The organism is Alicyclobacillus hesperidum (assembly GCF_900107035.1).
GTDB classification, from domain to species: Bacteria; Bacillota; Bacilli; order Alicyclobacillales; family Alicyclobacillaceae; genus Alicyclobacillus; species Alicyclobacillus hesperidum.
This window is the reverse complement of sequence record NZ_FNOJ01000008.1, coordinates 25,305-50,783: the sequence shown is the minus strand read 5'-3', so window position 1 is coordinate 50,783 and position 25,479 is coordinate 25,305. Positions and strand designations below refer to the sequence as shown.

The 25,479-nt window shown below is 57.0% G+C and carries 30 protein-coding genes; 21 read left to right on the top strand and 9 right to left on the bottom strand.

The genetic code is table 11. From position 1 onward, the window contains the following. Nucleotides 1–36 precede the first annotated feature (36 nt). On the bottom strand, nucleotides 37–225 hold the full coding sequence (locus BLU70_RS07760; protein WP_040290403.1) for a hypothetical protein: 189 nt from the start codon (nucleotides 223–225) through the stop codon (nucleotides 37–39). 128 nt (nucleotides 226–353) lie between these two features. On the opposite strand from BLU70_RS07760, the gene acpS reads away from it, so the two are divergent. The 8 genes from acpS (at nucleotide 354) to BLU70_RS07720 (ending at nucleotide 7,516) form a co-directional block, all read left to right on the top strand. Then, a complete protein-coding gene (acpS, locus tag BLU70_RS07755; protein ID WP_074693078.1) occupies nucleotides 354–770 on the top strand; it encodes a holo-ACP synthase in 417 nt (138 codons plus the stop codon). Between the two features lie 60 nt (nucleotides 771–830). Beyond that, nucleotides 831–2,318, top strand: coding sequence for a bifunctional ADP-dependent NAD(P)H-hydrate dehydratase/NAD(P)H-hydrate epimerase (locus BLU70_RS07750; protein WP_074693076.1), 1,488 nt, complete (start codon nucleotides 831–833; stop codon nucleotides 2,316–2,318). A 45-nt stretch (nucleotides 2,319–2,363) separates the two neighbouring features. Further along, the gene (locus BLU70_RS07745; RefSeq protein ID WP_237716497.1) at nucleotides 2,364–3,371 is read left to right on the top strand and encodes a LolA family protein; all 1,008 of its coding nucleotides are present in this window, start codon (nucleotides 2,364–2,366) and stop codon (nucleotides 3,369–3,371) included. Nucleotides 3,372–3,376: 5 nt separating this feature from the next. Beyond that, nucleotides 3,377–4,684 carry an alanine racemase gene (alr, locus tag BLU70_RS07740; protein ID WP_237716493.1) on the top strand — a complete coding sequence of 436 codons (1,308 nt, stop codon included), beginning with the start codon at nucleotides 3,377–3,379 and terminating at the stop codon, nucleotides 4,682–4,684. A gap of 92 nt (nucleotides 4,685–4,776) precedes the next feature. Beyond that, nucleotides 4,777–5,049: a CopG family ribbon-helix-helix protein gene (locus tag BLU70_RS07735; RefSeq protein ID WP_232302189.1), complete on the top strand. Its 273-nt coding sequence runs from the start codon at nucleotides 4,777–4,779 to the stop codon at nucleotides 5,047–5,049. A gap of 4 nt (nucleotides 5,050–5,053) precedes the next feature. Then, a complete protein-coding gene (locus BLU70_RS07730; RefSeq protein WP_040290409.1) occupies nucleotides 5,054–5,404 on the top strand; it encodes a type II toxin-antitoxin system PemK/MazF family toxin in 351 nt (116 codons plus the stop codon). 94 nt (nucleotides 5,405–5,498) lie between these two features. Next, nucleotides 5,499–6,749, top strand: a complete 1,251-nt coding sequence (locus tag BLU70_RS07725; protein WP_074693149.1) for an adenosylhomocysteinase — start codon at nucleotides 5,499–5,501, stop codon at nucleotides 6,747–6,749. Nucleotides 6,750–6,778: 29 nt separating this feature from the next. After that, nucleotides 6,779–7,516 carry a gamma-glutamyl-gamma-aminobutyrate hydrolase family protein gene (locus tag BLU70_RS07720; protein ID WP_074693073.1) on the top strand — a complete coding sequence of 246 codons (738 nt, stop codon included), beginning with the start codon at nucleotides 6,779–6,781 and terminating at the stop codon, nucleotides 7,514–7,516. On the opposite strand, the gene BLU70_RS07715 is transcribed toward BLU70_RS07720, so the two are convergent. The 5 genes from BLU70_RS07715 to BLU70_RS07695 all read right to left on the bottom strand — a co-directional run bounded on the left by BLU70_RS07715 (nucleotide 7,489) and on the right by BLU70_RS07695 (nucleotide 13,500). Continuing rightward, nucleotides 7,489–9,060: an HD-GYP domain-containing protein gene (locus BLU70_RS07715; RefSeq protein WP_074693071.1), complete on the bottom strand. Its 1,572-nt coding sequence runs from the start codon at nucleotides 9,058–9,060 to the stop codon at nucleotides 7,489–7,491. The two genes, BLU70_RS07720 and BLU70_RS07715, sit on opposite strands and share 28 nt — an antisense overlap. A gap of 78 nt (nucleotides 9,061–9,138) precedes the next feature. Then, nucleotides 9,139–10,416, bottom strand: coding sequence for a GerAB/ArcD/ProY family transporter (locus tag BLU70_RS07710; RefSeq protein WP_074693068.1), 1,278 nt, complete (start codon nucleotides 10,414–10,416; stop codon nucleotides 9,139–9,141). A gap of 25 nt (nucleotides 10,417–10,441) precedes the next feature. Beyond that, nucleotides 10,442–10,651, bottom strand: coding sequence for a hypothetical protein (locus tag BLU70_RS07705; RefSeq protein ID WP_006447842.1), 210 nt, complete (start codon nucleotides 10,649–10,651; stop codon nucleotides 10,442–10,444). Nucleotides 10,652–10,663: 12 nt separating this feature from the next. Further along, on the bottom strand, nucleotides 10,664–11,824 hold the full coding sequence (locus BLU70_RS07700; protein WP_006447843.1) for a Ger(x)C family spore germination protein: 1,161 nt from the start codon (nucleotides 11,822–11,824) through the stop codon (nucleotides 10,664–10,666). A 14-nt stretch (nucleotides 11,825–11,838) separates the two neighbouring features. After that, entirely contained in the window at nucleotides 11,839–13,500 is a 1,662-nt protein-coding gene (locus BLU70_RS07695) for a spore germination protein (RefSeq protein WP_244885143.1), read from the bottom strand. 151 nt (nucleotides 13,501–13,651) lie between these two features. Here BLU70_RS07695 and BLU70_RS07690 point away from each other — a divergent pair, with 151 nt between their 5' ends. Next, nucleotides 13,652–13,927, top strand: coding sequence for a DUF1659 domain-containing protein (locus BLU70_RS07690; protein WP_052012387.1), 276 nt, complete (start codon nucleotides 13,652–13,654; stop codon nucleotides 13,925–13,927). Between the two features lie 35 nt (nucleotides 13,928–13,962). Then, nucleotides 13,963–14,181, top strand: a complete 219-nt coding sequence (locus BLU70_RS07685; protein WP_006447846.1) for a DUF2922 domain-containing protein — start codon at nucleotides 13,963–13,965, stop codon at nucleotides 14,179–14,181. 68 nt (nucleotides 14,182–14,249) lie between these two features. Here BLU70_RS07685 and BLU70_RS07680 read toward each other — a convergent pair whose 3' ends face one another. Then, nucleotides 14,250–14,480, bottom strand: coding sequence for a DUF1450 domain-containing protein (locus BLU70_RS07680; RefSeq protein ID WP_074693063.1), 231 nt, complete (start codon nucleotides 14,478–14,480; stop codon nucleotides 14,250–14,252). After that, nucleotides 14,477–15,106, bottom strand: a complete 630-nt coding sequence (locus BLU70_RS07675) for a DedA family protein (RefSeq protein ID WP_006447848.1) — start codon at nucleotides 15,104–15,106, stop codon at nucleotides 14,477–14,479. The genes BLU70_RS07680 and BLU70_RS07675 overlap by 4 nt, the downstream gene beginning before the upstream one ends. 162 nt (nucleotides 15,107–15,268) lie before the next feature. On the opposite strand from BLU70_RS07675, the gene thiL reads away from it, so the two are divergent. From thiL to BLU70_RS07645, 6 genes are all read left to right on the top strand, one after another. Beyond that, nucleotides 15,269–16,246: a thiamine-phosphate kinase gene (thiL, locus tag BLU70_RS07670; protein WP_074693061.1), complete on the top strand. Its 978-nt coding sequence runs from the start codon at nucleotides 15,269–15,271 to the stop codon at nucleotides 16,244–16,246. 15 nt (nucleotides 16,247–16,261) lie between these two features. Then, a complete protein-coding gene (tsaE, locus tag BLU70_RS07665) occupies nucleotides 16,262–16,753 on the top strand; it encodes a tRNA (adenosine(37)-N6)-threonylcarbamoyltransferase complex ATPase subunit type 1 TsaE (RefSeq protein WP_074693059.1) in 492 nt (163 codons plus the stop codon). Beyond that, the gene (tsaB, locus tag BLU70_RS07660) at nucleotides 16,753–17,478 is read left to right on the top strand and encodes a tRNA (adenosine(37)-N6)-threonylcarbamoyltransferase complex dimerization subunit type 1 TsaB (protein ID WP_006447851.1); all 726 of its coding nucleotides are present in this window, start codon (nucleotides 16,753–16,755) and stop codon (nucleotides 17,476–17,478) included. The genes tsaE and tsaB overlap by 1 nt, the downstream gene beginning before the upstream one ends. Further along, a complete protein-coding gene (gene rimI, locus BLU70_RS07655) occupies nucleotides 17,475–17,981 on the top strand; it encodes a ribosomal protein S18-alanine N-acetyltransferase (protein ID WP_006447852.1) in 507 nt (168 codons plus the stop codon). The genes tsaB and rimI overlap by 4 nt, the downstream gene beginning before the upstream one ends. After that, nucleotides 17,978–19,042, top strand: coding sequence for a tRNA (adenosine(37)-N6)-threonylcarbamoyltransferase complex transferase subunit TsaD (gene tsaD / locus BLU70_RS07650; RefSeq protein WP_006447853.1), 1,065 nt, complete (start codon nucleotides 17,978–17,980; stop codon nucleotides 19,040–19,042). The genes rimI and tsaD overlap by 4 nt, the downstream gene beginning before the upstream one ends. 290 nt (nucleotides 19,043–19,332) lie before the next feature. After that, entirely contained in the window at nucleotides 19,333–19,620 is a 288-nt protein-coding gene (locus BLU70_RS07645; protein ID WP_074693057.1) for a hypothetical protein, read from the top strand. 169 nt (nucleotides 19,621–19,789) lie between these two features. Here BLU70_RS07645 and BLU70_RS07640 read toward each other — a convergent pair whose 3' ends face one another. Then, the gene (locus BLU70_RS07640; protein ID WP_074693054.1) at nucleotides 19,790–21,760 is read right to left on the bottom strand and encodes an ABC-F family ATP-binding cassette domain-containing protein; all 1,971 of its coding nucleotides are present in this window, start codon (nucleotides 21,758–21,760) and stop codon (nucleotides 19,790–19,792) included. Nucleotides 21,761–21,825: 65 nt separating this feature from the next. On the opposite strand from BLU70_RS07640, the gene BLU70_RS07635 reads away from it, so the two are divergent. The 5 genes from BLU70_RS07635 to mobB are packed head-to-tail and all read left to right on the top strand — an operon-like array spanning nucleotide 21,826 to nucleotide 25,464. Continuing rightward, the gene (locus BLU70_RS07635; protein ID WP_074693051.1) at nucleotides 21,826–22,737 is read left to right on the top strand and encodes a phosphatase PAP2 family protein; all 912 of its coding nucleotides are present in this window, start codon (nucleotides 21,826–21,828) and stop codon (nucleotides 22,735–22,737) included. Then, complete coding sequence (locus BLU70_RS07630; protein WP_006447857.1) at nucleotides 22,727–23,320, top strand: 5-formyltetrahydrofolate cyclo-ligase; 594 nt, start codon at nucleotides 22,727–22,729, stop codon at nucleotides 23,318–23,320. The genes BLU70_RS07635 and BLU70_RS07630 overlap by 11 nt, the downstream gene beginning before the upstream one ends. A 29-nt stretch (nucleotides 23,321–23,349) precedes the next feature. Beyond that, nucleotides 23,350–23,919, top strand: a complete 570-nt coding sequence (gene mobA, locus BLU70_RS07625; protein ID WP_074693148.1) for a molybdenum cofactor guanylyltransferase — start codon at nucleotides 23,350–23,352, stop codon at nucleotides 23,917–23,919. Next, nucleotides 23,916–24,908, top strand: a complete 993-nt coding sequence (locus tag BLU70_RS07620; protein WP_040290426.1) for a molybdopterin-binding protein — start codon at nucleotides 23,916–23,918, stop codon at nucleotides 24,906–24,908. The genes mobA and BLU70_RS07620 overlap by 4 nt, the downstream gene beginning before the upstream one ends. Then, nucleotides 24,901–25,464: a molybdopterin-guanine dinucleotide biosynthesis protein B gene (gene mobB, locus BLU70_RS07615; protein ID WP_052012390.1), complete on the top strand. Its 564-nt coding sequence runs from the start codon at nucleotides 24,901–24,903 to the stop codon at nucleotides 25,462–25,464. The genes BLU70_RS07620 and mobB overlap by 8 nt, the downstream gene beginning before the upstream one ends. Nucleotides 25,465–25,479: the final 15 nt, after the last annotated feature.

Below are 25,479 nucleotides of genomic sequence, written 5' to 3'. Positions count from 1 at the left end.
GACGCTACCTTGCAGGTTTCGCGTAAGCAAAGGACGTTATAAACCCGTTGTCGGGGCGTAAATCCCATCGGTCGAGATGAAGATAACACCAATCACGATACCAAGGACGAAGTAACCAATCATTTTGGGCTTCGTCATCGGCTTTGCACCGGGGCGAATTTTCATCAAGTAGACGAATAAACACCCAATGAACAGGACAAATACCGCTTCGATTGCGTGGTGCACCGAACTTCCGCCCTCTCTGTCGACATATCCCGATTATTGTGCCACAAAACGCGGCCGATTTCACCTGGTATGACGAACAAGCCCAGAGCACGACGCCGGGTGTATAATGGCACAGGGGTGATTTTCCTGTGATTATCGGTCTTGGCACCGATTTAGTTGAAATCCACCGCGTTCGCCAGGCGCTTCGGCGCAACCGCGAACCGTTTCTACAACGCGTGCTATCCGCAGCGGAATTGCAAATCGCCGCTCAGTTCGCCGATGAAGCGCGACTTGCCGAGTTTGTCGCCGGACGCTTTGCGGCGAAGGAGGCCATCGCGAAAGCCACAGGGCTCGGGCTCGGCAGGCTTGGCATGTCGACGGTCAGTATTCGCGTCGGCGAAACCGGCCTTGTCACGGAATGGTCGGACGCGTCCGGACTTGTCGAAGTTGCCGGGTACGTGCAAAAGCCTTCTGCAAAGCTCCACGTTTCGCTCTCCCATGCAGCAGGTGTCGCTTACGCCGTCGCCATTCTGGAGCAATTGGCACAAGCTCCCCGCTTGTCATGATTGTACATATTGTTGGGACAGTGCGAATATCCATATACCAATCCTCGGGGAGGGTACTTTGTGTATCTCGTCACGAGTGAACAAATGCGGAGTTTCGATCACGACACCATCGAAACATACCAGGTTCCGGCCATCGTACTCATGGATCATGCCGGACGGGCCGTCGCCGATGCCGTGTTGTCGCATTTGCCAAAGGCGGCCGTCGTCGTCTGCGGAAAAGGTAACAACGGCGCGGATGGTTGGCTTTGCGCTCGTTGGTTGAAGCGAGCAGGCATTGCGGTTTCCGTCGTGACGCTTGTCGATCCCGCCACATTACAAGCGGATGCGCGGCTCGCACACTCGATTGCCGATGCGGCAGGGGTTCGCTGGCAACTGTACGAGCCGGGCGTTGTCCGCGAAACGGTGGCACTCGCGCAAGCGACCGGGAAAGTGGCAATTGTCGACGCCATTCTTGGCACGGGCGTATCCCGCCCTCTAACTGGTGAGTTTGCGCTGGTGGTCGACGAGATCAACCAGGTGCAGGCGGCCGTGGTGGCCATTGACGTGCCAACCGGCGTCAACGCATCCACTGGAGAGGTCCATGGCAGAGCCGTGCAGGCGACAACGACCGTTGCCATGGCTGCGGAGAAATTGGGGACGGCTGTCACGCCGGGGGCGCTTTATGCAGGGCAGGTTCGCGTCGCAGACATCGGGATCGAAATGCGGCTCGACGATGCGATCGCGATGTATACACACCCCGCTTTGTTTCGCGGCCAGTATGGCGATCGCGATGAGCTCACGCATAAGGGCAGCTTTGGCCGGGTCGGCATCGCAGTAGGGACCATGATCGGGGCGGCGCGCCTCGCCGCATTGGCGGCGGCCAAAGCGGGCGTCGGCATGGTCGTCGTCGGCGGCGAAGGAGCTAAGGGTGGCGAGTGGGCGCCGGACATCGTCGTGCGGTCGCAAACGGACGTACCTGCCGCGTTTGCGGATTGTCAGGCGGTGGTGATTGGTCCCGGCCTTGGCGATCGCGCTCATCGCGCACAGGCATGGCTCCGCCAACTGGCCGATTGCGGCGTGCGACGCGGCGCGATCGACGCGGATGCCTTGGCCTTTGTGGCACAGGATGGGCGGTTCACGCCGGTAGCGGGCGAGTACGTGCTGACGCCGCATCCGAAAGAGGCGGCGCGCATGCTCGGCTGGGATGTGTCCGCGGTGCAGGCCAGGCGGATTGAAGCGGCTCGCGAGATTGCGATGCGCTCAGGGGCAGTTGCCTTGCTTAAAGGCTATCGGACCATCATCGCAACGCCAGACGGGCGACTGCGGGTCAATCCGACAGGTGACGCGTCGCTTGCCGTCGCGGGCACAGGCGATGTGCTTGCAGGCGTTGTCGGCAGCCTGCTTGCACAGGGACTGGATGCCTTTGCCGCCGCGAGCCTTGGCGCATGGCTCCATGGTCGCGCGGGGGAACTGGCGGGGCAGGCACTGACCAGGGTGAGTGCGACCGCCTCCGATGTCGTCCATGAGTTGCCCAATGCGCTTAAAGCGTACCTGCAATCTCTCCGGTAACCTCGGTGGTTGACATGGTGTGTGTCGGAGAAAGGCGAGGTGGCTATGCGAAAGGTTACGGCAGTCCTGTTAGCACTCGGCATCGCCGGCGGCGTTGTCGTCGGCTGTGGCGTTCCGGGCAGCAATAAGTCGGTCACGCATAAAATTCAGGAGCATGCCGAGACGCTCGACAGTAAGAACTACCAGAGCGAAGCCATGATGACGGTACAGATGGACAACAATGTCCAAAAGTACTTCGTCCGCGTCTCGTACGAATCACAGGACACATACAAAATCGAACTAGGCAACGCGGAAAAACAGATTAACCAGATCATCGTGCGCAACCCAAGCGGCATGTTCATTGTCAGTCCGGCGCTTGGCAAGGTCTTTCGATTCAATGGCAACTGGGCGCAGAATCAGGGCCAAATCTATCTGTACAATCAACTGCTGAACCAAATCACGGCACAAAAGTCGGTGAAGGTTCAGAAAAACGGCGGCGTCTATTCGTTTGATGTCCCGGTGACACCGGCAAGCGATGTCATCAGTCGCGAACAAATCGTCTTGTCAAAAGACTTAAATCCACAGACGGTGAAACTGCTCGACAAGAACGGGGCTGCCGCAGTGACGCTGACGTACCAGTCGTTTACGACCGGCGTCACGTTCCCAAAGGATGCGTTCGATCCGCAGGCCTTGGCGCAGTCCGGGCAAGTTGCGAAGCCGACGCTCGCCAGCGATCAGTCGTTTGATTATGTCGAGCCGCCCGCTGAATTTGGCACCAAGTTGACGGATCTCGCACAACCGACGGACACGAGTGTGATCATGCGCTATAGTGGCGACAATCACCATTACGTGCTGACAGAGTCAGAGCCGACGCCAGGTGCGGAAGGTATTCCGAGCGCACAATTGCTCAACATGTTCGGGGTGCCCGCCATGTACAACCATGCAACGGGCACAAACGTCTCGAATATCACGTGGATTAACAACGGGATCGAATTCTCGTTGACCAGTAACGACATGAATCTCGACCAATTGCAAGACATTGCGATCTCGACCTTCGGCCAAGTCGGGAAGTAGACGATATGGCTGTGCGCATACGGCACGGGCCATCCGCAGCGGGCGTTACGCCTGCGGGATGGCCCTTTGTTTTGTGCTACACTGGCACAAGCGAGGTGAACGCCATGTATCGAACGACATTTGCGATAGTGGATTTATCCGCGCTCGCTCACAATATTCGCCTGCTCAAAGGCAGGTTGGCGCCCGGTGTGCGCCTGCTCGTCGCCGTCAAGGCCGATGCTTACGGGCATGGTGTGCGCCCGGTCGTCGAAGTGCTGCGCCGCGAGGGCGTGTATCAAGTGGCAGTGGCCTCGCTCGAAGAGGCTTTGCAAATTCGCGCCTTTGACAAGGAGATTCCCATCCTTATCCTCGGCGCCCTCGGGGTTGACGAGTGTGTCGTCGCAGCCGAAGCGAAGCTCGACGTCCTCTACACCGATTTGTGTCCGATCCCGGACATTCCGCGCTTGCCACGGCCGCTGGCGATGCACATCCCCATCGACACTGGCATGAACCGACTTGGCTTTAAGTCCATCGAGGCCGCGCTCCGCGTGATCGAGACGATGGCGCATCGCGCAGATATCCGGTTTGCCGGGGTGTGTACACACCTGGCCTGTGCGGACGCGGAGGATGTGAGCCATGCCCTCGGCCAAGTGGAGCGGCTCTTACAGGCCGTTCAGACGTTGCGCGATAAAGGCTGCGCGCCGCCGCTCGTGCATGCGGCGAATAGCGCCGGGCTCTTGCGCGGTGAAGCGTGGCAGTTCGACATGGTGCGCGTCGGCATCGCCGCTTATGGTTACTCCCCAGATCCAGAGGTTTTGCCGCAACCAGAGTTGCACCCGGTCATGCACATGTATACGTCGATCACGCGCGTGGCCGATGTCAGCCCGGGGGAGACGATTGGTTATGGCGCCACCTACACCGCACAGTGCCCGATGCGCGTAGCGACGATCGCCATCGGGTACGCCGATGGATTTCCGCGCATTCTCTCGAATCGCGGCATGGTCCGCGTGCGCGGACGCGATGTGCCGATTGTCGGGCGCGTGTGCATGGATCAGGCGATGGTCGATGTGTCACATGTTCCGGAAGCACAGGTCGGAGATTTTGTCACCGTATTTGGAATCGATCCGCCGTCGGCCTGGAGTGCCTCTGCTTGGCGGTCCGTGCCCCCGGAGCATCGCGCAAACTGGTTGCAGGAAACGTTCGCACTTGCGGCGAATGAAGAAGGGCGAAATGTGTTATCATTGTCAACAGTTGCGCCGCTTGCCGAGACAATTCCGTATGAGATCCTCTGTCAAATCAATCGTCGAGTGCCGAAATTGTACGTTGAAGCGTAGCGCGGATCAGCCAAGTTGTTTTGATTCGCACATGGCGGATCGCTATAATACTCGATGGAAAAAGTGTCGCCATTGCAGTGGAGGTGCCGCGCGTGTCCGGTAAAAAACGCATGGTAGTGTATGTTCCGGAGCAGTTGCTGGAGCAGGTGGATGGTTTCGCGCGTACAGACAGCGCCAATCGGAGTCAAATTGTACGAGAGGCGTTGCGTATGTATGTATTGACGCATCGCCGCAACGATATCCGCGAACAGATGCAGCAAGGGTATCAGGAGATGGCGCGTTTGAACCTGCGCATTGCTTCGGAGTCGTTCTTTTTGGAACAGGAAGCAGGGGGCACGGTGGAGCGTTTAGTGAGCGGGGTGTGAACGATTGAATGTCAAACGAGGGGACATCTTCTTCGCCGACCTTTCACCTGTGGTCGGATCGGAGCAAGGAGGATTTCGCCCCGTACTGATCATCCAGAATGACATCGGGAATCGTTTCAGTCCCACAGTCATTGTCGCAGCCATCACAGCTCAGATTCAGAAGGCGAAACTCCCGACGCACGTCGAAATTAAGGCTGAGAAGTACGGCTTGGATCGGGATTCCGTCATTTTGCTCGAGCAGCTGCGGACACTGGATAAGCAGCGTTTGACAGACAAAATTACACACTTGGACGACGAAATGATGAAAATGGTCAACGAAGGGCTGCTTATCAGCCTTGGCCTTGTGGATTTTTAATGGTGTCGCCAGGGATGCCAAGTGAATGATAGAAATTGTGGAGAAAGGGCGGATGACAATCCGTCTTTTTTACGTTCCAAAAGGAGACAAGAATATGACGGCGAGTCAACAGTCTATGGTGCGCGACATAGGTTTACATCCAAGTGGTGAACAAAAGATTGCGTGGGTCAAGGCCCATATGCCGCTATTGAGGCAATTAGAAGAGACGTTTCGAAAGGAGCAGCCGTTTGCCGGAAAGCGCATTTCTATGTGCCTTCATCTCGAGGCCAAAACGGCCTATTTGGCGCTTGTCATACAGGCTGGCGGTGCAGAAGTCGCGATTGCCGGCAGCAATCCGCTATCGACGCAGGACGATGTGGCGGCCGCGCTGGCGGTGCGCGGCGTGCATACGTATGCGTGGCACGGCGCTACGGAAGACGAGTACAACATGCATTTGCGATCCGTACTCGATTTCGATCCGGTTGGACTTATTGACGACGGTGCGGATCTGGCGACGATTCTCCATCGCGATCGCCCTGAGCAAGCCAAGCGTATCGCGGGCGGTTGCGAGGAGACGACAACGGGGATTGTTCGCTTGCGTGCGATGGCCAATGAGGGCATCCTGCAGTATCCAATGCTCGGAGTCAACGATGCGCTTTGTAAACATCTGTTCGACAACCGCTATGGAACGGGGCAGTCTGTGTGGGATGGTTTCATGCGGACGACGAATCTCGTGATCGCAGGGAAAACGGTTGTTGTCGTCGGCTATGGCTGGTGCGGCAAAGGTGTTGCTGCACGGGCTCGTGGACTCGGGGCACAGGTCATCGTCTGCGAAGTGGATCCCATCCGTGCCGTCGAAGCTGCGATGGAGGGCTATGCCGTGATGCCGCTCCTCGAAGCCGCGCCGCGTGGTGACATTTTCATCACGGTGACGGGCAACAAATACGTGATTTACGGTGAAGCGATGAAACGGATGAAGGATGGCGCCATCCTGGGGAATGCCGGCCACTTTGACGTGGAAGTCAGCAAACCGGATTTGGAAGGCCTCGCCGTGTCTGTGCACCAGGCTCGTCCCAACATCGATGAGTATCGTTTGCAGGATGGGCGGCGCCTGTACTTGATCGCCGAGGGACGCTTGGTCAACCTCGCTGCCGGGGACGGGCATCCGGCCGAGGTCATGGACATGACATTTGCGCTACAAGCTCTCGGTCTGCGCGAAGTGCTGACGAACAACTACGCACCTGGACTGCATAGGATCCCAGAACATATTGATCGCGAAGTTGCCCAGATGCGATTGCGCAGTTGGGGAATCGAAATTGACCGACTTACGTTGGAGCAGAGACAGTACGCTGAAAGTTGGCAGTAATGGCTGCGCGGGCAAAGGAGAGATGGTGGATGGGGAGACGACCGCTGATTGGCTTGACTGGATCGCGTCATGTGCGCCAGAGCCAGTTGCCGGGGTTGCCTTTAATGGCTGTGACCGTGTCGGATGACTATGCGCAGGGCGTCGAGGCGGCTGGGGGCGTGCCTGTTGTGATTCCGTATGTCAACGATGGAGCGGTACTTGGCGGGCTCGCCGAACGGCTCGACGGTCTGTTGTTGACGGGCGGCGACGATGTCGATCCGAACCTTTACGGGGAGGAACCGCAAATCGGGCTAGGGGCTTTGGAGCCCGCGCGCGATCGCATCGAGCTGGCGCTCATTAACATGATGCGGGCGCAGAATAAACCGATTTTGGGCATTTGCCGCGGCATGCAAGTGTTGAATGTCGCCCTTGGCGGGACGCTTTATCAGGATCTGCCGCGCCAATGGAAGGGCAAGTTGCAACACAGCCAAAAGGCGGGTCGGGGCGAAGCAACACACAGCGTCAGATTACAAGCGGGATCGCGCCTATCGGCTTGTTACCAAGGCGAAACGGTGGTGCGCGTCAACAGCTTTCATCATCAGGCCGTGAAAAGCGTCGCGCCCGGCCTGCAGGCGGTCGGTTGGGACGCCGACGGACTTGTCGAAGCGATAGAGGGTTCTGATGCGGATTCCTGGTTACTGGCCGTACAGTGGCATCCAGAGAACATGTGGCGCACGGATCTGGGTGCCCTGGGGCTGTTTCAGGCTTTGGTCGAGGCGGCAACCTGACGCGTCATTTGCAGGTTTGCGTCAGCGAACGCGGTTGTTGACTGCTCTCGAGTAGCGACAAATGCGTCGACGAAGACGGGATCCCACTGCGTTCCACGGCCGTCGAGCAAGATGGCAATGGCGCGTTCCGGTGCCATGCCTGCGCGATAAGGTCGATCCGAAGTCATGGCATCGTATGCGTCGGCAACTGCGAGAATTCGACCGAATAAAGGGATGTCCGAACCGGAAAGTCCGTCCGGGTAACCCTTGCCGTCATACCGTTCATGGTGCGAACGAATGCCCGGCAGAAGGGGCTTCATGGCCGTATCCGGCTGGATTTGGCGGACGATGGACTCGCCGATGACGGGGTGTTGCTGGATGACGGCAAACTCTTCATCGGTCAGCTTTCCGTCTTTTAAGAGCACCTCATCGCGAATGCCAATCTTTCCGATGTCATGGAGCAAGGCCGACTGGCGAAGCTGCGTGATGACATCCGCGGCAAGACCGACCTGGCGGCCAATGGCTTCCGCATATGTAGCTACGCGAATCGAGTGTCCTGCGGTGTACGGATCACGCGCGTCGAGCGCGGCGGCGAGTGTTGCGAAATAGCTGTCGATCAGTTGTTGATTGAGCATGTCGCGTTCGGCAAGCCCTTGAACCATGTGATTAAAGCCTTGAATCAAATTCGAAAACTCGTCCATGTAGGTATCTTCCGCACGCACCTTCAAATCGCCCTCACGCACGCGCCTCATTAAATGTTCCAATTGGCTGATGGGGCGGCGCACGTCGGCAGCTAGCAGCCAACCACCTAGTGCAGAAAATGAGGAACCTAGCACCAGAACGCTTGTGGCCCACGACCAATACGGCGCTGAACTGCTTGTGGCATCGAGCAAGCGGATGCCATTTGCCAAACCGAATAACAACATCGGAAGCGTGCCAAAGACAACGGCACTCATGGCGAACTTGGAGCGCAGTGGCACGATGACTTCGCCACTTAGCGCCACGTCTTTTCCATAGAGGCTACGGCAGCGCCGGCGAAGTGCGACGAGTGTAGAACTCGTGCTGCGCGAAGTCAGGAAGAACTCCGTGACCGCGTGCATGCTCGCAACGAGTAAGGTGCCAAGCGCCGCAAGTCCCACATAAGTGATTGGCAGTGCCAGGATGCCCTGATGAATGTCGTACATCGACCAGACAAGTCCTGGCACGGTAAAGCTCAACCAATGCGGACCCATCACGCGTGCGACGGCCAGTACCGGCAAGCGCAGTGTCTGCTTATAGGCACGTTCAAACTGTTCCGGGGAAGGGCAAGGTGTGACCAAAGCCACACGGATAGGCCGCATGTGTCGGCGAAAGACGATGGTGTCCGCGATTACGGTCAAAACCAGTGACCAGATCAAGATTTCTGCGATAGCCTGAATCTCGCTTGTCGTCATGTGCAGCGTGGAGAAGATCAAGGAACCGCCGACGCCAACGACCGCGATGAACGAACCGAGCAGGTAATTGCAGATAAGTTGGCGGACCAATAGCAGGTATCCGTTATCCATATTCATCCTGCGCACAGACATCCTCCGTCCTTGGCGGGGTGAGCTTTATTGCAATGGGCAAATGTTGCCGAATCGTGTCAAACGCGCTTGTTACGTTTGTTATTCCACAACGCCGCGTGGACTCCTGCCGCCGCTTCTGCGCCGATTGTCACTGCCCGAATTATGCTTTTGTTGCTTCCCCGAGCCTCCTTTTTGCCCACCTGCATTCGATTTGTTGACCAGTTTGCGGATGCTCATCATCCCCGCCGCAAGGAGCGGGATACCCATACCTGCGGCAAGAGACAACCAGATGTACGAAGTACTCATGTAATGATAAATTTCCTCGCGCGATGTTGGCAGCATACAAAGTGCTGCGCCGCCGGCGAGCATGGCGGCTGGTACCGCAAAAGTGGTGGCATTTTCACCAACCAGTTCGCCGAGGCTACTCGTCGCCCCGTATAAGTAGGCAGCGATGCGAAAAAAGCTGCCATTGGTCCACAGTAATACCCCGAAAATATCAAATCGCTCAATGATATTTTGAATTTGAATGTACTGGATTTCCGTATAGGTTGGAAACGCCAGGCTTTTGGCGATGGTTTCGCCAAACAGGACGATAGGGCCAATGCATGGCAACAGAAACATTGCCCAGATGATACCAGTCAGCAGAATACCATAGCGAGGCAGTTTCTCTGGGCTTTGCACATGGGGTGTAAAGGTGCGAAATACAATCATTTCCGCAAACATTGCGATGAAGATCAAGCTGCCTGCGAAGACCGGTGGCCAACCATGGTACAAAATCGGAAGAAGATCTGTAAAGTCCTTGTCTTTGATGGACAATAGGCTCGCGCCAACGCCCATTGCAATCAAAAATGGAAGGATGATCTGCATGGTGCGCGTCAATACCTCAATGCCTTTCGTGCAGGCCCAGGCTCCTACGGCAAGGACGCTAAAGACGAACGCAACCGAAGGGGTTGTCGGGTAGATCACCGTCATGAATCCTGCCACAAGTTTGAGCGTCAATGCGACGAGGAACAGGAAATAGACGACGTACAGAGACGTAATCGCTCCGCCCACCCAGCGGCCAAATGCCGCTTGCATGAGGCCAGCCAGTGAGAGTTTGGGGTATTTAGCTACATGCACAAGGCTCAGATATGTGATCATCAGCCCAATCAAGCAGCCTAACGTCAGCGATAGCCACGTATCGCGCCCCGCATACATCATGGCCAAATGAACGTAGACAAAATGTCCAAAGGCGGTAATGGATGCAATGACGACCATAAAATATTGGAGGAGGGAGATGGTCGTCTGTGTCTTTCCCTGTGTCTGTCCTTGACTTTGACCTTCACCGCCAGTGGTATTTGTTCCGCCCGTTTGTGTCTGTGCAGCATGCATTGCCATCACTTATATCCTCCTGTTAGCTGCCTTAGTCAAGGTGCAACACAAAACCAGGTACGTGTAACATGTAAAGTGTGCTGGCTAATGCGCCGATGGCGGTGAGGGATGTATAGATTGCTTTCACCGTTGTGCTCGCCGATTGAATGTGCGGACGGTAGTCCGCCAAGTAGATGATGGCCAGAATGCAGATGGAAAGTATGATACTGGCGAAATTGACCACAGGCTTCACTCTCTTCACGTAACATTAAGCCTATAAGCTACTGCTCATCAGACCTGCATTGCGTATGTTGATATCGATGTTGTAGTGGATGGGCATCGCTGCATACACTTCTCGCCATCGAGGCTCCAACCGGCGCCAGAGACCAGGATTATATTTAAATAGCTCGTTGCTTACACCAAGCGGATCGGCTTGATCGCGTTGAAGCTGTTGCATAGCGCTGGCAATTTGCGATTGAATTTTCGCTTGCAACGCTTTTCGTACCACATCCATCTGGTTTGGTTGCAACAAGTTGAGGCGCGAGGCGTTTTGGTTAATATCGAAAATGGCGTGCAGGTTGATATTGAGTTCCGGTTGTCCGCGAACAATCTTTACGTGATGGGATGTTCGCACGCTACCCAGACGGACGCTCACCTTACCCCTGTTATCCGGCAAAGTGACTGTTTCACTGTCGTCGCGAAGATCCCTGGAAATCCAAAGAAATCCCTTAGCCGCCTCACCTTGCAACCAGTCAACCAATTTATCGCGTTGAAATACGGCGATATTCTCCAGCGTCAAGGCTTCAGGCGATGCCTCCGACATCTCGTTTGTGAACATCGCAATTCCCATGGCATACGGATCGCTATGGCTCGTGAGTTGCTTGGCAAATCTCCTCGCGTCCATCGCAACAACAGACCCTGACTGTTCCAGTTCGACGACAGCATCGGAAGGTAGCCGGTTCAAGTCAGATGGCACTTGCAGCATCTTCTGCGCCTGTTCGTGAAATGCGACAACCACATAGGTTCGCAAGCGGCTCTGCGGATTGCGGACAATTTCGTCCAGCAGTTGGCCGACACCGCGGCGAGCGTAATCTTCGCCGATCACGATCACGCGACGATGTCCCATGAACAACTTGCGCGGCAAACTTGATCGGATTTTCGCCATGACCTCGACTTCGGTGGGGCCTTCCGCGCTTTCCACCAAATACGCTTTGGCACTTCCAGTCGAAGTTGCGGGCGATCCGCCGCCGGTTGTCCCCAGTTCGCTCGCTCTGGCGATTTGCACAGACCCCAGTACGGACTGGCCGTCCTCGGCGACATCGACACCTGTCATGGTGACAATGGATAAGCGGTCGATCTCGGTCGAGTCCCAGCAACCTGTGCACATAAGAGAACTGGCCACGATTGAGACACAGGTCGCAAATCGCCTCCACATAGGCAATCTCCTTTCTACATTCGGCGTTTGCCCCGGGGCATGCGTTGCGCCGGAGCCATTGCATTGCTCTGTCGTTGGCGGTTGGGCTTGCTTGTTTCGATTGGACGCCAACGCATCGCCCAGTGTGGCGGACGCGTAATGACATCGCGCATGTTCTTTTTCGTCAAAGGCGATGCCGGCATCAGATACGGCACGCCGATGGAGCGCAAACTCGCGAGATGTACGATGACGGCAAGTGTGAATGCGATGATGCCAAATAAGCCAATGGTGCCACCAAGGATGATCATGCCGAAGCGCAAAATGCGAATCGCGATCGTAAAGCTGTAGCGCGGAATGACAAAGGAGGCGATGCCCGTGATGGCGACGACGATGACCATCGGCGCCGACACGATGCCGGCCTCGACGGCGGCCTGGCCAATGACGAGCGCCCCGACGATGCTGATGGCGGAACCAACAGCCTTCGGCAAGCGAATACCTGCTTCGCGCAGGGCTTCGAAGGTGATTTCCATCAACAGACATTCGGCGATCGCGGGCAGTGGCGTGACTTCGCGCGCCGCCGCGATCGACAAGAGGAGCTTGGTTGGCAGCATTTCTTGATGAAAAGTCGTGATCGCGACGTACAAAGACGGCAAGTAAAGTGCGATAAACATGAAAAGATAGCGCAACCAGCGAATGAGATTGACGATTGGGAAGCGTTCATAATAGTCTTCCGCAGCTTGCAATGCACCCCAGAAGTTGATCGGAGCGATGAGCGCAAACGGCGATCCATCGGCGAGAATCGCGACGCGCCCTTCGACCAGCATCGAGGCCACCACGTCTGGGCGCTCGGTGTTTTGAATCTGGGGAAACGGAGAAAACGGATTGTCTTCAATCAACTCCTCGATATAGCCGGTGTCGATAATGCTGTCGGTGTCGATGCGCTTGAGACGGGTACGTACTTCGTTGACGATTTCCGAATCAGCGATCCCTTCGATGTAGCATAGAGCCACTTTGGTTTGTGTATATGTACCGAGTTGCATGGTCTCGATGGCGAGATCTGGCGTGCGAATGCGGCGGCGCAGGAGCGTGATGGACGTGCGTAGGCTTTCGTTAAAACCTTCGCGTGGGCCGCGCACCACCGCTTCGGCATCGGGCTCCGAAATGGCGCGATTTTCGCCACCCCCTGCGTTTAAGGCGATGGCTGTTTCGGTCCCCTCGAGGAAGAGTACAACTTGTAATTCGACGATGATCGATTCGACGGCTGCTGAAAACGTGCGCACGGGCTTCACACCGGCGGTCGTCACCTGCTCTGCTGCTGCCTCGACATGGGTAATCGCGAGGGGGTGTGGAGTGTCAGGTGCCGGGGAGTGCGCTTGAATAAGCGACTCGAGCACATGTGCATCAACCAGCTCCATGTCGGAGAGGCCATCGACATACACAATGCAAGCCCGTTTGCCGCCAAGGACGACGAGCGGGCGGAAAACGACATCGGACGCTTTCTGCAACGTATCGCGCAGTGTGGCGATGTTGGCATCTAGATCAGGCGTCAACCAGTCAGCTGGCGGTGCTGGTGACGAATCGGATGGAGTAATCGCCATCGCGTCAGACAGCACAGGTGCATTGAGACGGTCGAGACGCACTCGACGATCATGCGGCGTCCAATCGCCGAGGCGACGGATGACTCTTTTCGATCGCATCACAATCACCTCCAGGTGCCTTTTTAGGATAAAATTCCCTAATCAAGTTTGGATATGCATACGGGGCAGGGTTGTCCCTGTATCGGTGCTGGGAATGCATTTCTTCGAGTGCGTTCGCGAGTAGGCGACACGCAGAGAGGAGGCCATGACGATGGCACAGACCACGGCAGTCGGAACGACGCTTCAGTTGCAGACGCAGTCAGGTACAAAGGCAAACGGACAGGCGCAGGTGAAGGTGCACAAGTTCGCGTATGTCTCGCCGAGCGCGGCAAACGACGACATTTTGGCGGTGGGGCAGGCTTTGGCGGCGTTGATTGACGAGCCGCTTATGCAGATTTCGCGCGTGGATGTTACCGCTTTGTCGGATGCTGGCGGAGCCGGGCAAACCGGTGGTACGACAGGCACTAATACAGGCACGACGGCGTAAGGCGACTACATGGTTGACGTAGAGGGGGATTATCGATGGCGACAAAATTCGCATTGCACTTGGCGTTTATGACGGATCAGAATAAGAAGGTTCGCATTAGCATCCCGAGCCCCAAACAGCCAGTGGAGGCCTCGTTAGTCGACACTGCGGCGCAGATGATTGTCAGTAAGGGGATCTTTGCGATGCCACAGGGGAAGATTGTCAGCGCCTTGCCAGCCGAGCAGACACAGACCGATACATCGAGTGTATCCTGACGTGTTAGGTGCTTGGCAAAAAGGCCGACGGGAGCCGGGGAAACGGCCCGCGTCGGCCTTTTTGCATCTCATCTAAGGTTTGGGTGACGAAGCATTTCACGAAGTGTCCGTGCATCAGCGGCTGTGACAACGTGATCGTCAATTACGACAAATGGTTGCCGCATACAGATTTCACACAGGTCAAGACAGGCGTAGCGGCGGTGGCCGACAGGCTTGTCGACGATGCTTTCCATAGCTTCGCGCGTGCCGAACCGCTCATTTTTCACACACCATTCGATACAAAGTACACGCTCACTCACTTTTTGTTCCTCACATCCAATGCGGCCTGCCATTTGCGCAGTAGCCAGTATGCGATAGCACCTGCCACGAGAATGATGGTAACCCACATCAATGTCGTTTGCACATGCTTCATCATGGCGTCGACATTTTCGCCAAACCAGTACCCTAGGCCTAGCCAGGCACCACACCAAACGATGGAACCGACGATGGAATACAGTGCAAATGAAGCGTATGGCATCGTGCTCAGTGCGGCCGCATAGGTGCTTAGAGAACGGATACCCGGGAGAAAGCGGCCTGGAATAAGGACGAGGGCCGCATAGCGATCCATGAGTCCGCCGGTGTTCTGCAAGCGCGCTTCGTTTAGCAGCCGCATCTGGTATAAGGGCCGCAGCAACACCTTTTCGAATCGGCGCGTGAGTAAGAACACGATGGATACGCCGGTGAAATAACCGAGCGTGCCAAAGCAAAACACGGTGATTCCATGCATGCTGTGTTCGGCCACCGAGTATCCGTAAAATGCGAGGAACACGTCTCCTGGGAAAGGCAGTCCGAGCCCTTCCATCACCATCGCCACAAACACGCCGGGATATCCGAGATATACCAGGCCAGCGGTAACATATTGAAGTATTTGCGGTATCCACTCCATACGCCCACCTCGCTTGCCAATCCTTTTTCATGTCTATGGACAAGTGCACCGACACATGCCGTCACAAGCAATTCGTCCACAAAATTGCTATCATGAAGCCAATGTGAATGGATGCGATCACGCCTCCTGCTTAAGGCGGGGGCGCCGTTGGAGGCATCGAAGATGGACGAATTTGCGCTCATTCGCGCGTTGCTGGAGCGCTTGCCTGCACCACGCCCCGATGTCGTTGTCGCCTCTGGCGACGACGCCGCGGTGGTGACGCCACCACGAGGTCAACTGGTGCTGACGACCGATGCGCTGGTTGAAGGTGTTCACTTTTTGGAGTCGACCATAACCCGACACAATCTGGGCTATAAATCGCTCGCCGTCTCCATCAGTGATATCGCTGCGATGGGCGGCGAACCGCTGTGGGCGACGGTGACGCTGGCGGTGTCGCCGAGCTGGCGGGAAGCGGAGCTGGCGGAGCTTTACGATGGACTGGCAGAGGCTTGTTCCGAGTTTGGTTGTAGCGTCGTCGGCGGTGATGTCGTTTCGACGCCAGGACCTTTCACCGTTTCCATCGCGCTTGTCGGCAAAGCAGAGCGCCCCATCCTGCGCAGCGGCGCGAGACCTGGAGACATCCTGTTTGTCACCGGATGGCTCGGTGGATCAGCGGCTGGATTGGACGTGTTACAAGGCAAGCACAGTGCATCACCGGTGACACAGGCGGCGTTAGCACGCTGTCATCAGCGGCCGACTCCGCGTATCGGTTTGGGCCTTGCAGCGGCGCGGGCAGGCGTTTCCGCCTTAAACGACGTAAGCGATGGTCTGGCGAGCGAGTTGAACGAAATCGCAACGGCGAGTGGCGTTCGCTGTGTGATTGCCGAGAATCAGCTGCCCATTCGACCAGAGGTCAAGGAGCATGCACGCTTTGCAGGCCGGTCGGCCGTCGACTATGCGTTGTACGGTGGCGAGGATTACGAACTCGTCGGCGCCGCCCCCCACGAGGCGTTTGCGCGCTTGCTCGCAGCCGCAAATCTGTACAATGTGCCGGTGACAGCTATCGGGCGCTGTGAAGACGGAGATGGCGTTGTCATGCGGACAGCGGACGGGCTGGAGGTCGTCGAAGCAAAGGGATACAACCACTTTACATCGCGATAGAAATGGAGATTTGGCATGCAGGAACAGTGGGAACAGGTCGCTCACACCCCCAGCGCGACAGATGAATTGGGCGAGCGTCTGGGACAGGTACTCAAGCCAGGGGACGTCGTGCTGTTAAGCGGCCCCGTCGGCGCAGGCAAGACGCGCTTTGCGAAGGCTGTCGCGCGCGGCGTCGGCGTCGGCAGCGAGGTGACGAGCCCAACATTCACCATTGTTGGCGAATACGAAGGCAGGGAGCCGTTCGTTCATATGGACTTATATCGACTGTACGACGACCCGGACGATCCGCTGGCGCAACTGAGCGAGGATATGCTTGTTGGCATTGGCTTTGACGATTACTTCGATGGTTCGCACATCGTGCTGATTGAGTGGCCGCAGGGCGTGCGCAGGTGCTTGGATACATACTTGGACATTGTTATCACGCCATTGGCAGGCGGTGAGCGGGCGTTTCGCGCGCAGGCGGTCGGCGTGAGCGCTTGTGCACGAATGAAGGAGTGGGTTGGCTGATGGGCGTGATCGCAATGGATACCGCGACCGATACGCTGGCTGTCGGCGCAGGTACAAGCGATGGCAGGCTGTTGAGCGGCGTCATCCAGCGCGTACCGCGGGGGCACTCGCGGTTGCTGCAACCCTCCGTGCAGTTTGCCTTGGCGAGCGCGGGCCTCGCGATGACGGACGTGGAGCGCATCGTGACGGGCGTCGGACCTGGCAGTTATACAGGCGTGCGCATGGCGGTGGCGACGGCGAAGGCGATGGGTCACGCCCTTCGGGTGCCAGTGGTTGCCGTGCCCACCCTCGACGCCATGGCACGCGCGGCGGTGCTCGCGGAGGCTGCCAACGGCTTGCCCCACCGCATTGTGGTGATGCTGAATGCGCGTCGCGGCCGCGCGTTTGGCGCTTGTTATACACGCGCTGTCGACGAGCGCTTTGTGCGTGACTGCGACATTCAAGTTCTGCCCATTGCGTCATGGTTGCAGGTGGTGGGCGATGGCGAGGATGCGCTTATCGTCCACGACTTGCCGAGAGATTGGCCCATGCCGACGCATGTGGCGAGATCGCTCACATGGGGAGCGCTCTCAGGGCTGATGCCACAGGCGCTGCTGGAACTTGGCAAGTGCCCCGAATACGCCGTTTACACAGGCGATGGTCTACATGCATTGGCGCCGGTTTATGCTCTTCTTGTGGAAGCTGAAGCGAAGTGGCAAGCCGCGTCCGAGGGAGGTTCGACATGATGGAGCGACAGGATTGGCATCCCGAACGACTGGTGATCCGGCGCATGCTCTTGCGCGATCTCGATCAGGTATTGCGCGTGGAGCATCGCTCGTTCACCGCGCCTTGGTCGCGGCAGGCGTTCATCGGAGAATTGGTGGAGAATCGGCTTGCGCGCTATGTCGTCGCCGAGTACGACCAACGGATCGCCGGTTACGCCGGTTTTTGGATGATTATGGACGAAGGCCATATTACCAACATTGCGGTCGATCCCGATTTTCGCGGCCTGAAGTTGGGCGAGACGTTGTTAAAGACCCTGATGTCCATCTGCATGGCGGCTGGGGGCCGCAAGATGACACTCGAGGTGCGCGTGAGTAACGAGATCGCCAAAAATTTATATCGCAAGTATGGCTTTGAGCGGGTAGGCATACGCAAAGGGTACTACACGGACAACAACGAGGATGCCATCATCATGTGGGCCGATTTGCCACCGCGCGTGACAGGGGACGGGGAGGTGCAGGGATGAACATCTTGGGAATTGAGACGAGTTGCGACGAGACTTCTGCCGCGATCGTACAAGATGGCACACATCTGCTGGCTCAGGTGACTGCCAGCCAGATCGACTTGCATGCGCGCTTTGGCGGTGTCGTGCCTGAGGTAGCATCGCGACAGCATGTTGTGGATATCACCAGGGTCGTGGAACAAGTGTTTCGCGATGCGAACATGACGTGGTCGAATATCGACGCGATTGCGGTGACGTGTGGCCCTGGCCTTCTTGGGTCACTGCTGGTCGGCGTATCGGCGGCAAAGGGGTACGCCTTGGCAACTGGCAAGCCGCTTGTTGGGGTTCATCATATCGCCGGTCACGTGGCGGCAGCTATGCTGACTTTAGATGGGGGCACTGGGGCGACGCCGCCGTTTTTGTGCCTTGTTGTTTCTGGAGGGCATACCGAACTGCTGAGCGTCGATGCCAAATTTCGCTTTACCCGTCTTGGCGGGACGCGCGACGACGCGGCCGGAGAGGCCTATGACAAGGTGGCAAGGCTACTTGGGCTGGCGTACCCAGGCGGTCCTAAGGTGGACGATCTCGCCCATCGCGGGCGTCCGGATGCGTTTGCGTTTCCGCGAGCCCTGCTGGAAGACGATAGCTTTGATTTTTCGTTCAGTGGGCTGAAGTCAGCGGTCAATAACGAGATCGTCAAGCGCAAGAATCGGGGTCAGGCTGTATTGGTCGAAGACGTATGTGCGAGTTTCCAAGCTGCTGTGGTCGAGGTCTTGGTCGAAAAGACGAAGCGGGCCGCTGTGCACACAGGGGCACGTACAATTGTGGTGGCTGGCGGCGTGGCGGCCAATCGAGGCCTGCGCGAAGCGATGTCTCAGTTGGCGAAAGAGCTCTCAATAAGCGCAATGTTTCCGCCGATTGAACTGTGCACCGACAATGCGGCGATGATTGCGGCGGCGGCTTATCCGCGGGCAAAACAAGGGCGTTGGAGCCCATTGTCGCTCAACGCGTACGCCCAACTGCCCCTTGTGGATTGGCAGGATGAAAACTGGCCAGATGTCGTACAGATTGTCCCTAACCTGTGAATAACCCGATGTCTTATTCTTGTGGAACATGTGGAAAAGTGTCGAAAGGGCTCGAAATACAGGCTGTTAGGCCTGTGGATAAGTCGGTGGACAATGTGGATAAACTGAAAATTCCCGTGTTTCACTTTCTGAAGGAGTAGCATAACGGAAAGGCTCATCTTATATGCCATACGTCATAGACGAGTCACCGGAGCTATGGTAATTTGAGTCCAAACGTCGGGGAACCACACCTTGATGTTCATCCATGCAGTCATTCCTGGGATATTTGGTGGTCGCGGGGAGGGGCACCGATGCACGAGGATACGTGGATTAAAATATTTAGCGCGGTTTTGGACGAAAAGCTAGAGCTTCAAACCATCTCGTTCTCGACGATGTTAGAGGCTCGTAACAATGAGCTGTCGGCGCACATCGAAGAATTGTCGACGCGGTTGGACGAGTGCACAGAGGTGCTTGGCACGCACATCGACGAATTGTCCACGCGGTTCGATACGGATGGGCACGAGCTGGCTGTCGAGATTCACAGTCTCGGCATCAGGGTGACACGGCTTGAGCACCGCATTAACGGACATGCAGAATGAGGTCAACAGCATGGAAAAGGATCTTGACGCGATTGGCGAGAATCTACGGTACCTCGTCAAATAGTCCTCGTCTGAACTCGATGAACTTCGCTTTGAAATCCTGAAGGTTCATGCACTTCTTGGAGCCTAAAAAAGAACGAGGGCGACAGCCCTCGTATGCTCGGTAGGATCAATCGGATTCAGATTGCAGCATCTCTAGTTGCAATGAAGCTTGCTCCCATTTCTCCAGGGCTTGATGACACGCTTGTTCGACGTGTTCGCGTTCCTCTTCCAGGGCTCGAATGCGGTCGATGTCCTGCATTGCGGCGGCTTCGCTTTGCTCCATGCCAATGGCGGTCAATCTTGCTTCCAGTTCGGCAGTTGTGCGCTCCCATTTTTCAATTTCGTCCTGTAGCTTGCGCACGTCACTGGAGCGAATGCGGCGCCGCGTAGAAGGTTGACTCGTTGTCGCATCGGCAGTTGCAGGATGACGAGTGTGCTCTTTCGCATTCTGCACACTTTGTTCGATACTTGCAATACGCTCGTTTTCAGCAACCTTTTCACGGTAGTCGGAGTAGTTGCCGAGGTATTTGACCAAGCCATCTGGCTCTAGAACGGCGATGTGGGTTGCAATCGCGTCAATAAAATAACGGTCATGTGAGACGAAAAGCAGCGTGCCGCTATAGTCGGTAAGAGCTTGCTCCAATGCCTCTTTACTCGGAATGTCCAGGTGATTGGTAGGCTCGTCCATCACCAACACGTTCGCTTGCCGTAGCATGAGGCGACATAGATTTAAACGGCTGCGTTCGCCACCGCTCAGTCCCGAGACGGGCTTCACGACATCTTCGCCACGAAACAGAAATTGCGCCAAGGCCTTGCGGATGGACGTTTCGTCCAAATCCAAGCGCTCGTCCCAGACTTGGTCAATCACGCTCTTGGTGTCGTCCAGGTCAGATTGTTCTTGGTCGTAATAGCCAACTTCGACGTGTTGCCCCCATTTGATCTGCCCGGTGTGTGCCGGCAAAAGCCCAACGACCGTCTTGAGTAGCGTCGATTTCCCGGCGCCATTTGGCCCTAGGATCGCCAGGCGCATACCGCGTTCCAGGTGAAATGAGATGTGCTGGGCCACGATGTGATGCGAGTAGCCAATGGTGAGATCGGACACTTGCAGCACGTCACGGCCAGACGGACGGCGCGGCTCGAATTCAACTCGTACGCTTGGACCGTCGCCGCGGGGGCGTTCCACCCGCTCCATGCGCTCCAGCATCTTTCGTCGGCTTTGGGCCCGTTTGGTCGTCGAGGCGCGCGCGATGTTCTTTTGGACAAACGATTCGAGCCTGGCAATTTCCTCTTGCTGTTGTTCGTACAGCTTCGCCTGCTGTTCCCGCTCCTGCTGTGACTGCAGGACATAGGCAGCATAGTTGCCTGGGTAGTGGCGGGTGATGCCATCTTCGAGCGCGATCGTCTGGGTCGTAACTTCATCGAGAAAGTACCGATCATGCGAGACGACGAGCAGACTTCCCTCGTCGTGTTTGAGATAGCCTTCCAACCAGGCGAGCGTGTCCGTGTCGAGATAGTTGGTTGGTTCGTCGAGGACGAGTAAATCTGGTTGCTGCACGAGTAGGCGCGCAAGCGCCAATCGGGTGCGCTGACCGCCGCTTAGCGCCGATATGGGTAAGGGTTGCATCTCGGCAGCAAACTGTAGGCCCGCGAGCACGCGGCGCACATTGGTTTGCCAAGCGTAGCCGCCGGCTTGTTCGAATTGATGGGCCGCCCGCTCGTAGGTTTGCGTGATGTCGGCAAATCGCTGCTCATTCGTGTAAACGTTGGGATCTGCCATCTTTGCCTCGAGTTCTCGCAGTTTGGCCTCCATTAGCTGCAAAGGTTTCTGCGCTTCAGCCACGAACTGGTAAACCGTCGTGTCTGCATCGGGTTGCACGTACTGAGACACGTACCCCATCTGCAGGCCATCGCGCTTCGCGATGGTGCCCCCATCTGGTTGTTCTTCACCGGTGATGAGCTTAAGCAGCGTCGTTTTGCCAGCTCCGTTGCCCCCGACCAATCCCACTTTATCGCCAGCGCGAATGATGACGGACGCGTCGACTAACACTTCAACGCCGTCATAGCTCTTTTTCAAATGGCTTGCCTGTAAAACAATCATATGTGTTCTCCTTTGTCCATACACTCTAGCAACGTCCCTGACATATTGCGCAAGGAGGACTCTTCATGCCTACTCCGACGTTTCCGCTACCAGAGGGATTCGGGTGGCAGTACCACCTGATCCGGTGGATTCAATCCTTTCATACGCCGTGGCTGGACAAACTGGCTGTTGGGCTGTCGTTCCTCGGCACCGAATCGGTATATCTACTCATACTTCCAATCTTATTTCTAGCCGTCAATCGCACATTGGGCATGCGCTTGGCCTATGTGTTTCTTACCAGTATGTATACCAACGCTTGGCTTAAGTCGGTGTTCCACGTTGCTCGGCCGCTCGGTGTACCAGGTATTCGTTCCGGTTATATCAGTTCGGCCACTGGTTTGTCGATGCCGAGCGGACACGCGCAAGGCACGATGACGTTTTTTGCTGGGATCGCCAAGTGGTTTCGCCGTCGGTACATCATGTGGATCGGCATCATTTTGGTTGCGGCCATCGGCATCTCACGCATCTACTTAGGACTTCATTGGCCACTTGACGTCGTCGTCGGTTGGGGTATTGGACTTCTTATCGGGATTTGTGGTTGGCAACTTGGGCGCTGGTGGACGTATCGGCAGGTTCCGTTTCCCATCGCACTAGCTTTTTCCGTCGTATTTCCTGCGTTGCTGTTGGCTGTCGATCACCATGGCGCGGCGGGTGTCTATGCGGCATTTCTAATGGCTATCGGTGCTGGGGCTGCCATTGAACGCCAGTTTTTACACACCGATATACAACCTGCGTTGTGGAAGCGAATTTGTGTTGCAATCATCGCGTTGGCAGGTATTGTTGCGATACAATGGGCAGTACAAGCGCGTTTGGAGCAACCGCTTTGGCAGTACGTGCGCGTCGTGCTGGTCGCCGCCTGGACAACGCTTGGTGCGCCGTGGTTATTTTGGAAGCTCGACTTGTATCGGCAGGAGGACGCTCGCGACATTGTCAGGTGATAAGACAGCCTTACGAAAATCATTTCGCCGTGTGCGCCTCGCCATTGCCGGGGAGGAACGGACGCGCAAAGAGCGCGAGGCAGCGTTGCTCGCCGTGGCCTTGGCCGAGCGCGAAGCAAAGGGACGGGGATGCGTGGTTGCCATGTATGCAGCGACATCCGGTGAGCTTAATCTGGCGGATGCACATACATGGCTCTCGGCGAAAGGCTACTGCTTGGCCTATCCGCGCGTCCGCGATGATGGTGACATGGCATTTTCTGTTGTACGTACGATGGACGATCTCGTGCCTGGCCGCTATGGCATCCTCGCTCCGCGGGACGACGCGCCGACGGTGCCGCGCGAGGAGATTACCCTAGCCTTTGTGCCGGGTCTCGCGTTTGCCAAAGACGGCGTTCGTCTCGGCTACGGCGGTGGCTATTATGATCGGTATTTCGCGGACGCGGAACAGCAGTTTCCTGTGCGCGTCGGCGTTTGTTTTTCCGAACAATTCGTCGATTGTTTGCCTTTTGATCCGCACGATGTCCGCATGCACGCAGTCCTGACGGACGGAGGTGTGTTCGACTGCGGGAGGAGCACGCTGTAATCGTCTTGGCCGGTGGGCAGAGTAGGCGCATGGCTGAATACGGGAACAAGTTGCTGCTCGCCCGTGACAGCTCCGGATTGCCAGTCTTGGCACACGTAATTCGCTCTGCGCTGGCCGTGTCGGACACCGTGATCGTCAGCCATAACGAGACTGACTTGTGCGCAAGCATCGAGCCGTGGTTGCCGAGAAGGGTGGAGTGGCGGCTTGATCCGGTACCTTGGCAGGGACCGCTGCAGGCATTGGGAGCGATTTTTTCCACGTGGCCCCATCCGACGGCTACGTTTCATTTGATCGCGGGCGATTTGCCGGGCATCACCCCGCAGGTCCTGGCAACGCTGCTCGAGCGCTTGCGGCATTCGGATGCCGACGGCGTGGCGGCGATGCGCGAGGGGCGGCTGCAGCCACTGTGTGCAGCTTATCAGCAACATGTTGCGACCGCGTTCATAGAGGCGGCGCGGCGCGGCGAGCGCCGGCTGCTGCCAGGGCTTGTTGGACTATCGATCGCGGGACTCGAATTTTCTCATCAACCCTGGGCCGTACGTCCGGTTCACACGCCGGACGATTACAAAGCCTGGTTGGCGGAAGGGGGATGCACATGAAACGGCGCGAGGTGCCTGTGGAGAATGCAGTTGGCATGCAATTGGCGCACGACATGACGAGAATCGTCCCGGGGGAGTTTAAAGGACGTCAATTTCGGCGTGGGCATATCATTCGGGAAGAGGACATCCCGGTCTTGCTCGACATGGGGAAGCGACACATTTACATTCTGGAACTAGATGATGGGGAGTTGCACGAGGACGACGCAGCTATCCGCATGGCTAGGGCGATCGCAGGAAGGGGCGTGCGCCTTTCCGACGTCGAAGAAGGCAAGGTCGTACTCAAGGCAGACCGGGAGGGGATGTTGTGGGTCGATGCCAGGCGAGTAACGGCGATGAACAGCATTGACGAAATTGCCATCGCAACACGCTTGCCCTTTCAACACGTCACAGTAGGGACAAGCCTGGCCAGTGTGCGGCCCATCCCGCTCGTCATCGCGGAGGAGAAGGTGCGCGCAATCGAAGTGATCGCGCGTGGGGCACACCGGCGCAGCATCGTCGATGTGTTGCCGTATCGCCCGCAGAAGGTGCATCTGGTCACCACCGGGAGCGAGATTTTAAGCGGCCGAATCGAAGACCGATTTGGCCCGGTCCTGCGCGAAAAATTGGCCGCATATGGCATTCGCGACGTCGAGCAGACGCTGGTCGGGGACGATCCGGACGCCATTGCCGGTGAGATTGCGCGTGTGGTCGCAGATGGAGCCACGCTCGTGCTCGTCACGGGGGGCATGTCGGTCGACCCAGATGACCGTTCGCCGGCAGCCATTCGCCGTGCTGCCACGGAGGTGGTGACGCACGGTATACCGATGATTCCGGGCTCCATGATGATGCTAGCATACCGCGGACACGCGGCCATCTTTGGGCTCCCTGGCGCCGTCATTCACGATCCGATAACCGCATTCGATAAGTTGCTTCCTCGCGTTTTGGCCGGTTTGCGGGTGCGTCGACGCGATATTGCCGTACTCGGGATCGGCGGGTGGCTCAATGCCTAAATCGCCGCCATCCGCCGCCTTTAGTCGCGAAAAGCGCCCGAAGATGATTGGCATCGTCGGCTTTCAGGACGCAGGGAAAACGGTGGCTGCCGAGAACTTGATTCGCGAGGCGAAGCGGCGTGGACTCGAGGTTGCCTATATCAAGCACGATGGGCATGCGGATCAACTGGATTGGCCAGACTGGGAGAAGACAGATGCCGATACGGTGCGTGCAGCCCATGCAGGGGCGCGTTGGACACTTGTAGCCAGTGCACGTGGATGGCTCTTGCACGACTGGCAGGCGCAGTGCTCGAGCCTCGAATTGTGGTTTGCACGGTTGCATGCCGTTGCAGGCGAGCAGGCGCCTGACATCGCGATCGTCGAAGGGGTCAAGGGCAGTTGGTTGCCGAAGGTGGCTGTCGTTGCTTCCGAAGCGGAATGGGACAAGCTCATGGCGGCAGGTGCGGCAAACCTGGTTGCTGCCATTGCGCCTAAGGGGTGTCGGTTGCCGGTGCCTGTGTTTGCGGCGGAGGATGCAGCACGTTTGCTAGCTTTTCTGTTGGCTGACGGCCTCTAACAAGGATCTCGAAAA

Excerpts from the sequence above, each read along its gene's own strand:
- BLU70_RS07675 (WP_006447848.1), bottom strand. The coding sequence starts at position 15,106 with ATGGAGTGGATACCGCAAATACTTCAATATGTTACCGCTGGCCTGGTA.
- BLU70_RS07640 (WP_074693054.1), bottom strand. The coding sequence starts at position 21,760 with ATGATTGTTTTACAGGCAAGCCATTTGAAAAAGAGCTATGACGGCGTT.
- tsaE (WP_074693059.1), top strand. The coding sequence starts at position 16,262 with ATGCAGGAACAGTGGGAACAGGTCGCTCACACCCCCAGCGCGACAGAT.
- BLU70_RS07645 (WP_074693057.1), top strand. The coding sequence starts at position 19,333 with ATGCACGAGGATACGTGGATTAAAATATTTAGCGCGGTTTTGGACGAA.
- BLU70_RS07690 (WP_052012387.1), top strand. The coding sequence starts at position 13,652 with ATGGCACAGACCACGGCAGTCGGAACGACGCTTCAGTTGCAGACGCAG.
- alr (WP_237716493.1), top strand. The coding sequence starts at position 3,377 with ATGGCTGTGCGCATACGGCACGGGCCATCCGCAGCGGGCGTTACGCCT.
- mobA (WP_074693148.1), top strand. The coding sequence starts at position 23,350 with ATGGCTGAATACGGGAACAAGTTGCTGCTCGCCCGTGACAGCTCCGGA.
- BLU70_RS07745 (WP_237716497.1), top strand. The coding sequence starts at position 2,364 with ATGCGAAAGGTTACGGCAGTCCTGTTAGCACTCGGCATCGCCGGCGGC.
- BLU70_RS07725 (WP_074693149.1), top strand. The coding sequence starts at position 5,499 with ATGACGGCGAGTCAACAGTCTATGGTGCGCGACATAGGTTTACATCCA.
- BLU70_RS07620 (WP_040290426.1), top strand. The coding sequence starts at position 23,916 with ATGAAACGGCGCGAGGTGCCTGTGGAGAATGCAGTTGGCATGCAATTG.
- BLU70_RS07720 (WP_074693073.1), top strand. The coding sequence starts at position 6,779 with ATGGGGAGACGACCGCTGATTGGCTTGACTGGATCGCGTCATGTGCGC.
- BLU70_RS07635 (WP_074693051.1), top strand. The coding sequence starts at position 21,826 with ATGCCTACTCCGACGTTTCCGCTACCAGAGGGATTCGGGTGGCAGTAC.
- BLU70_RS07710 (WP_074693068.1), bottom strand. The coding sequence starts at position 10,416 with ATGGCAATGCATGCTGCACAGACACAAACGGGCGGAACAAATACCACT.
- tsaD (WP_006447853.1), top strand. The coding sequence starts at position 17,978 with ATGAACATCTTGGGAATTGAGACGAGTTGCGACGAGACTTCTGCCGCG.
- BLU70_RS07685 (WP_006447846.1), top strand. The coding sequence starts at position 13,963 with ATGGCGACAAAATTCGCATTGCACTTGGCGTTTATGACGGATCAGAAT.
- tsaB (WP_006447851.1), top strand. The coding sequence starts at position 16,753 with ATGGGCGTGATCGCAATGGATACCGCGACCGATACGCTGGCTGTCGGC.
- BLU70_RS07700 (WP_006447843.1), bottom strand. The coding sequence starts at position 11,824 with ATGTGGAGGCGATTTGCGACCTGTGTCTCAATCGTGGCCAGTTCTCTT.
- BLU70_RS07715 (WP_074693071.1), bottom strand. The coding sequence starts at position 9,060 with ATGTCTGTGCGCAGGATGAATATGGATAACGGATACCTGCTATTGGTC.
- mobB (WP_052012390.1), top strand. The coding sequence starts at position 24,901 with ATGCCTAAATCGCCGCCATCCGCCGCCTTTAGTCGCGAAAAGCGCCCG.
- BLU70_RS07695 (WP_244885143.1), bottom strand. The coding sequence starts at position 13,500 with ATGCGATCGAAAAGAGTCATCCGTCGCCTCGGCGATTGGACGCCGCAT.
- rimI (WP_006447852.1), top strand. The coding sequence starts at position 17,475 with ATGATGGAGCGACAGGATTGGCATCCCGAACGACTGGTGATCCGGCGC.
- thiL (WP_074693061.1), top strand. The coding sequence starts at position 15,269 with ATGGACGAATTTGCGCTCATTCGCGCGTTGCTGGAGCGCTTGCCTGCA.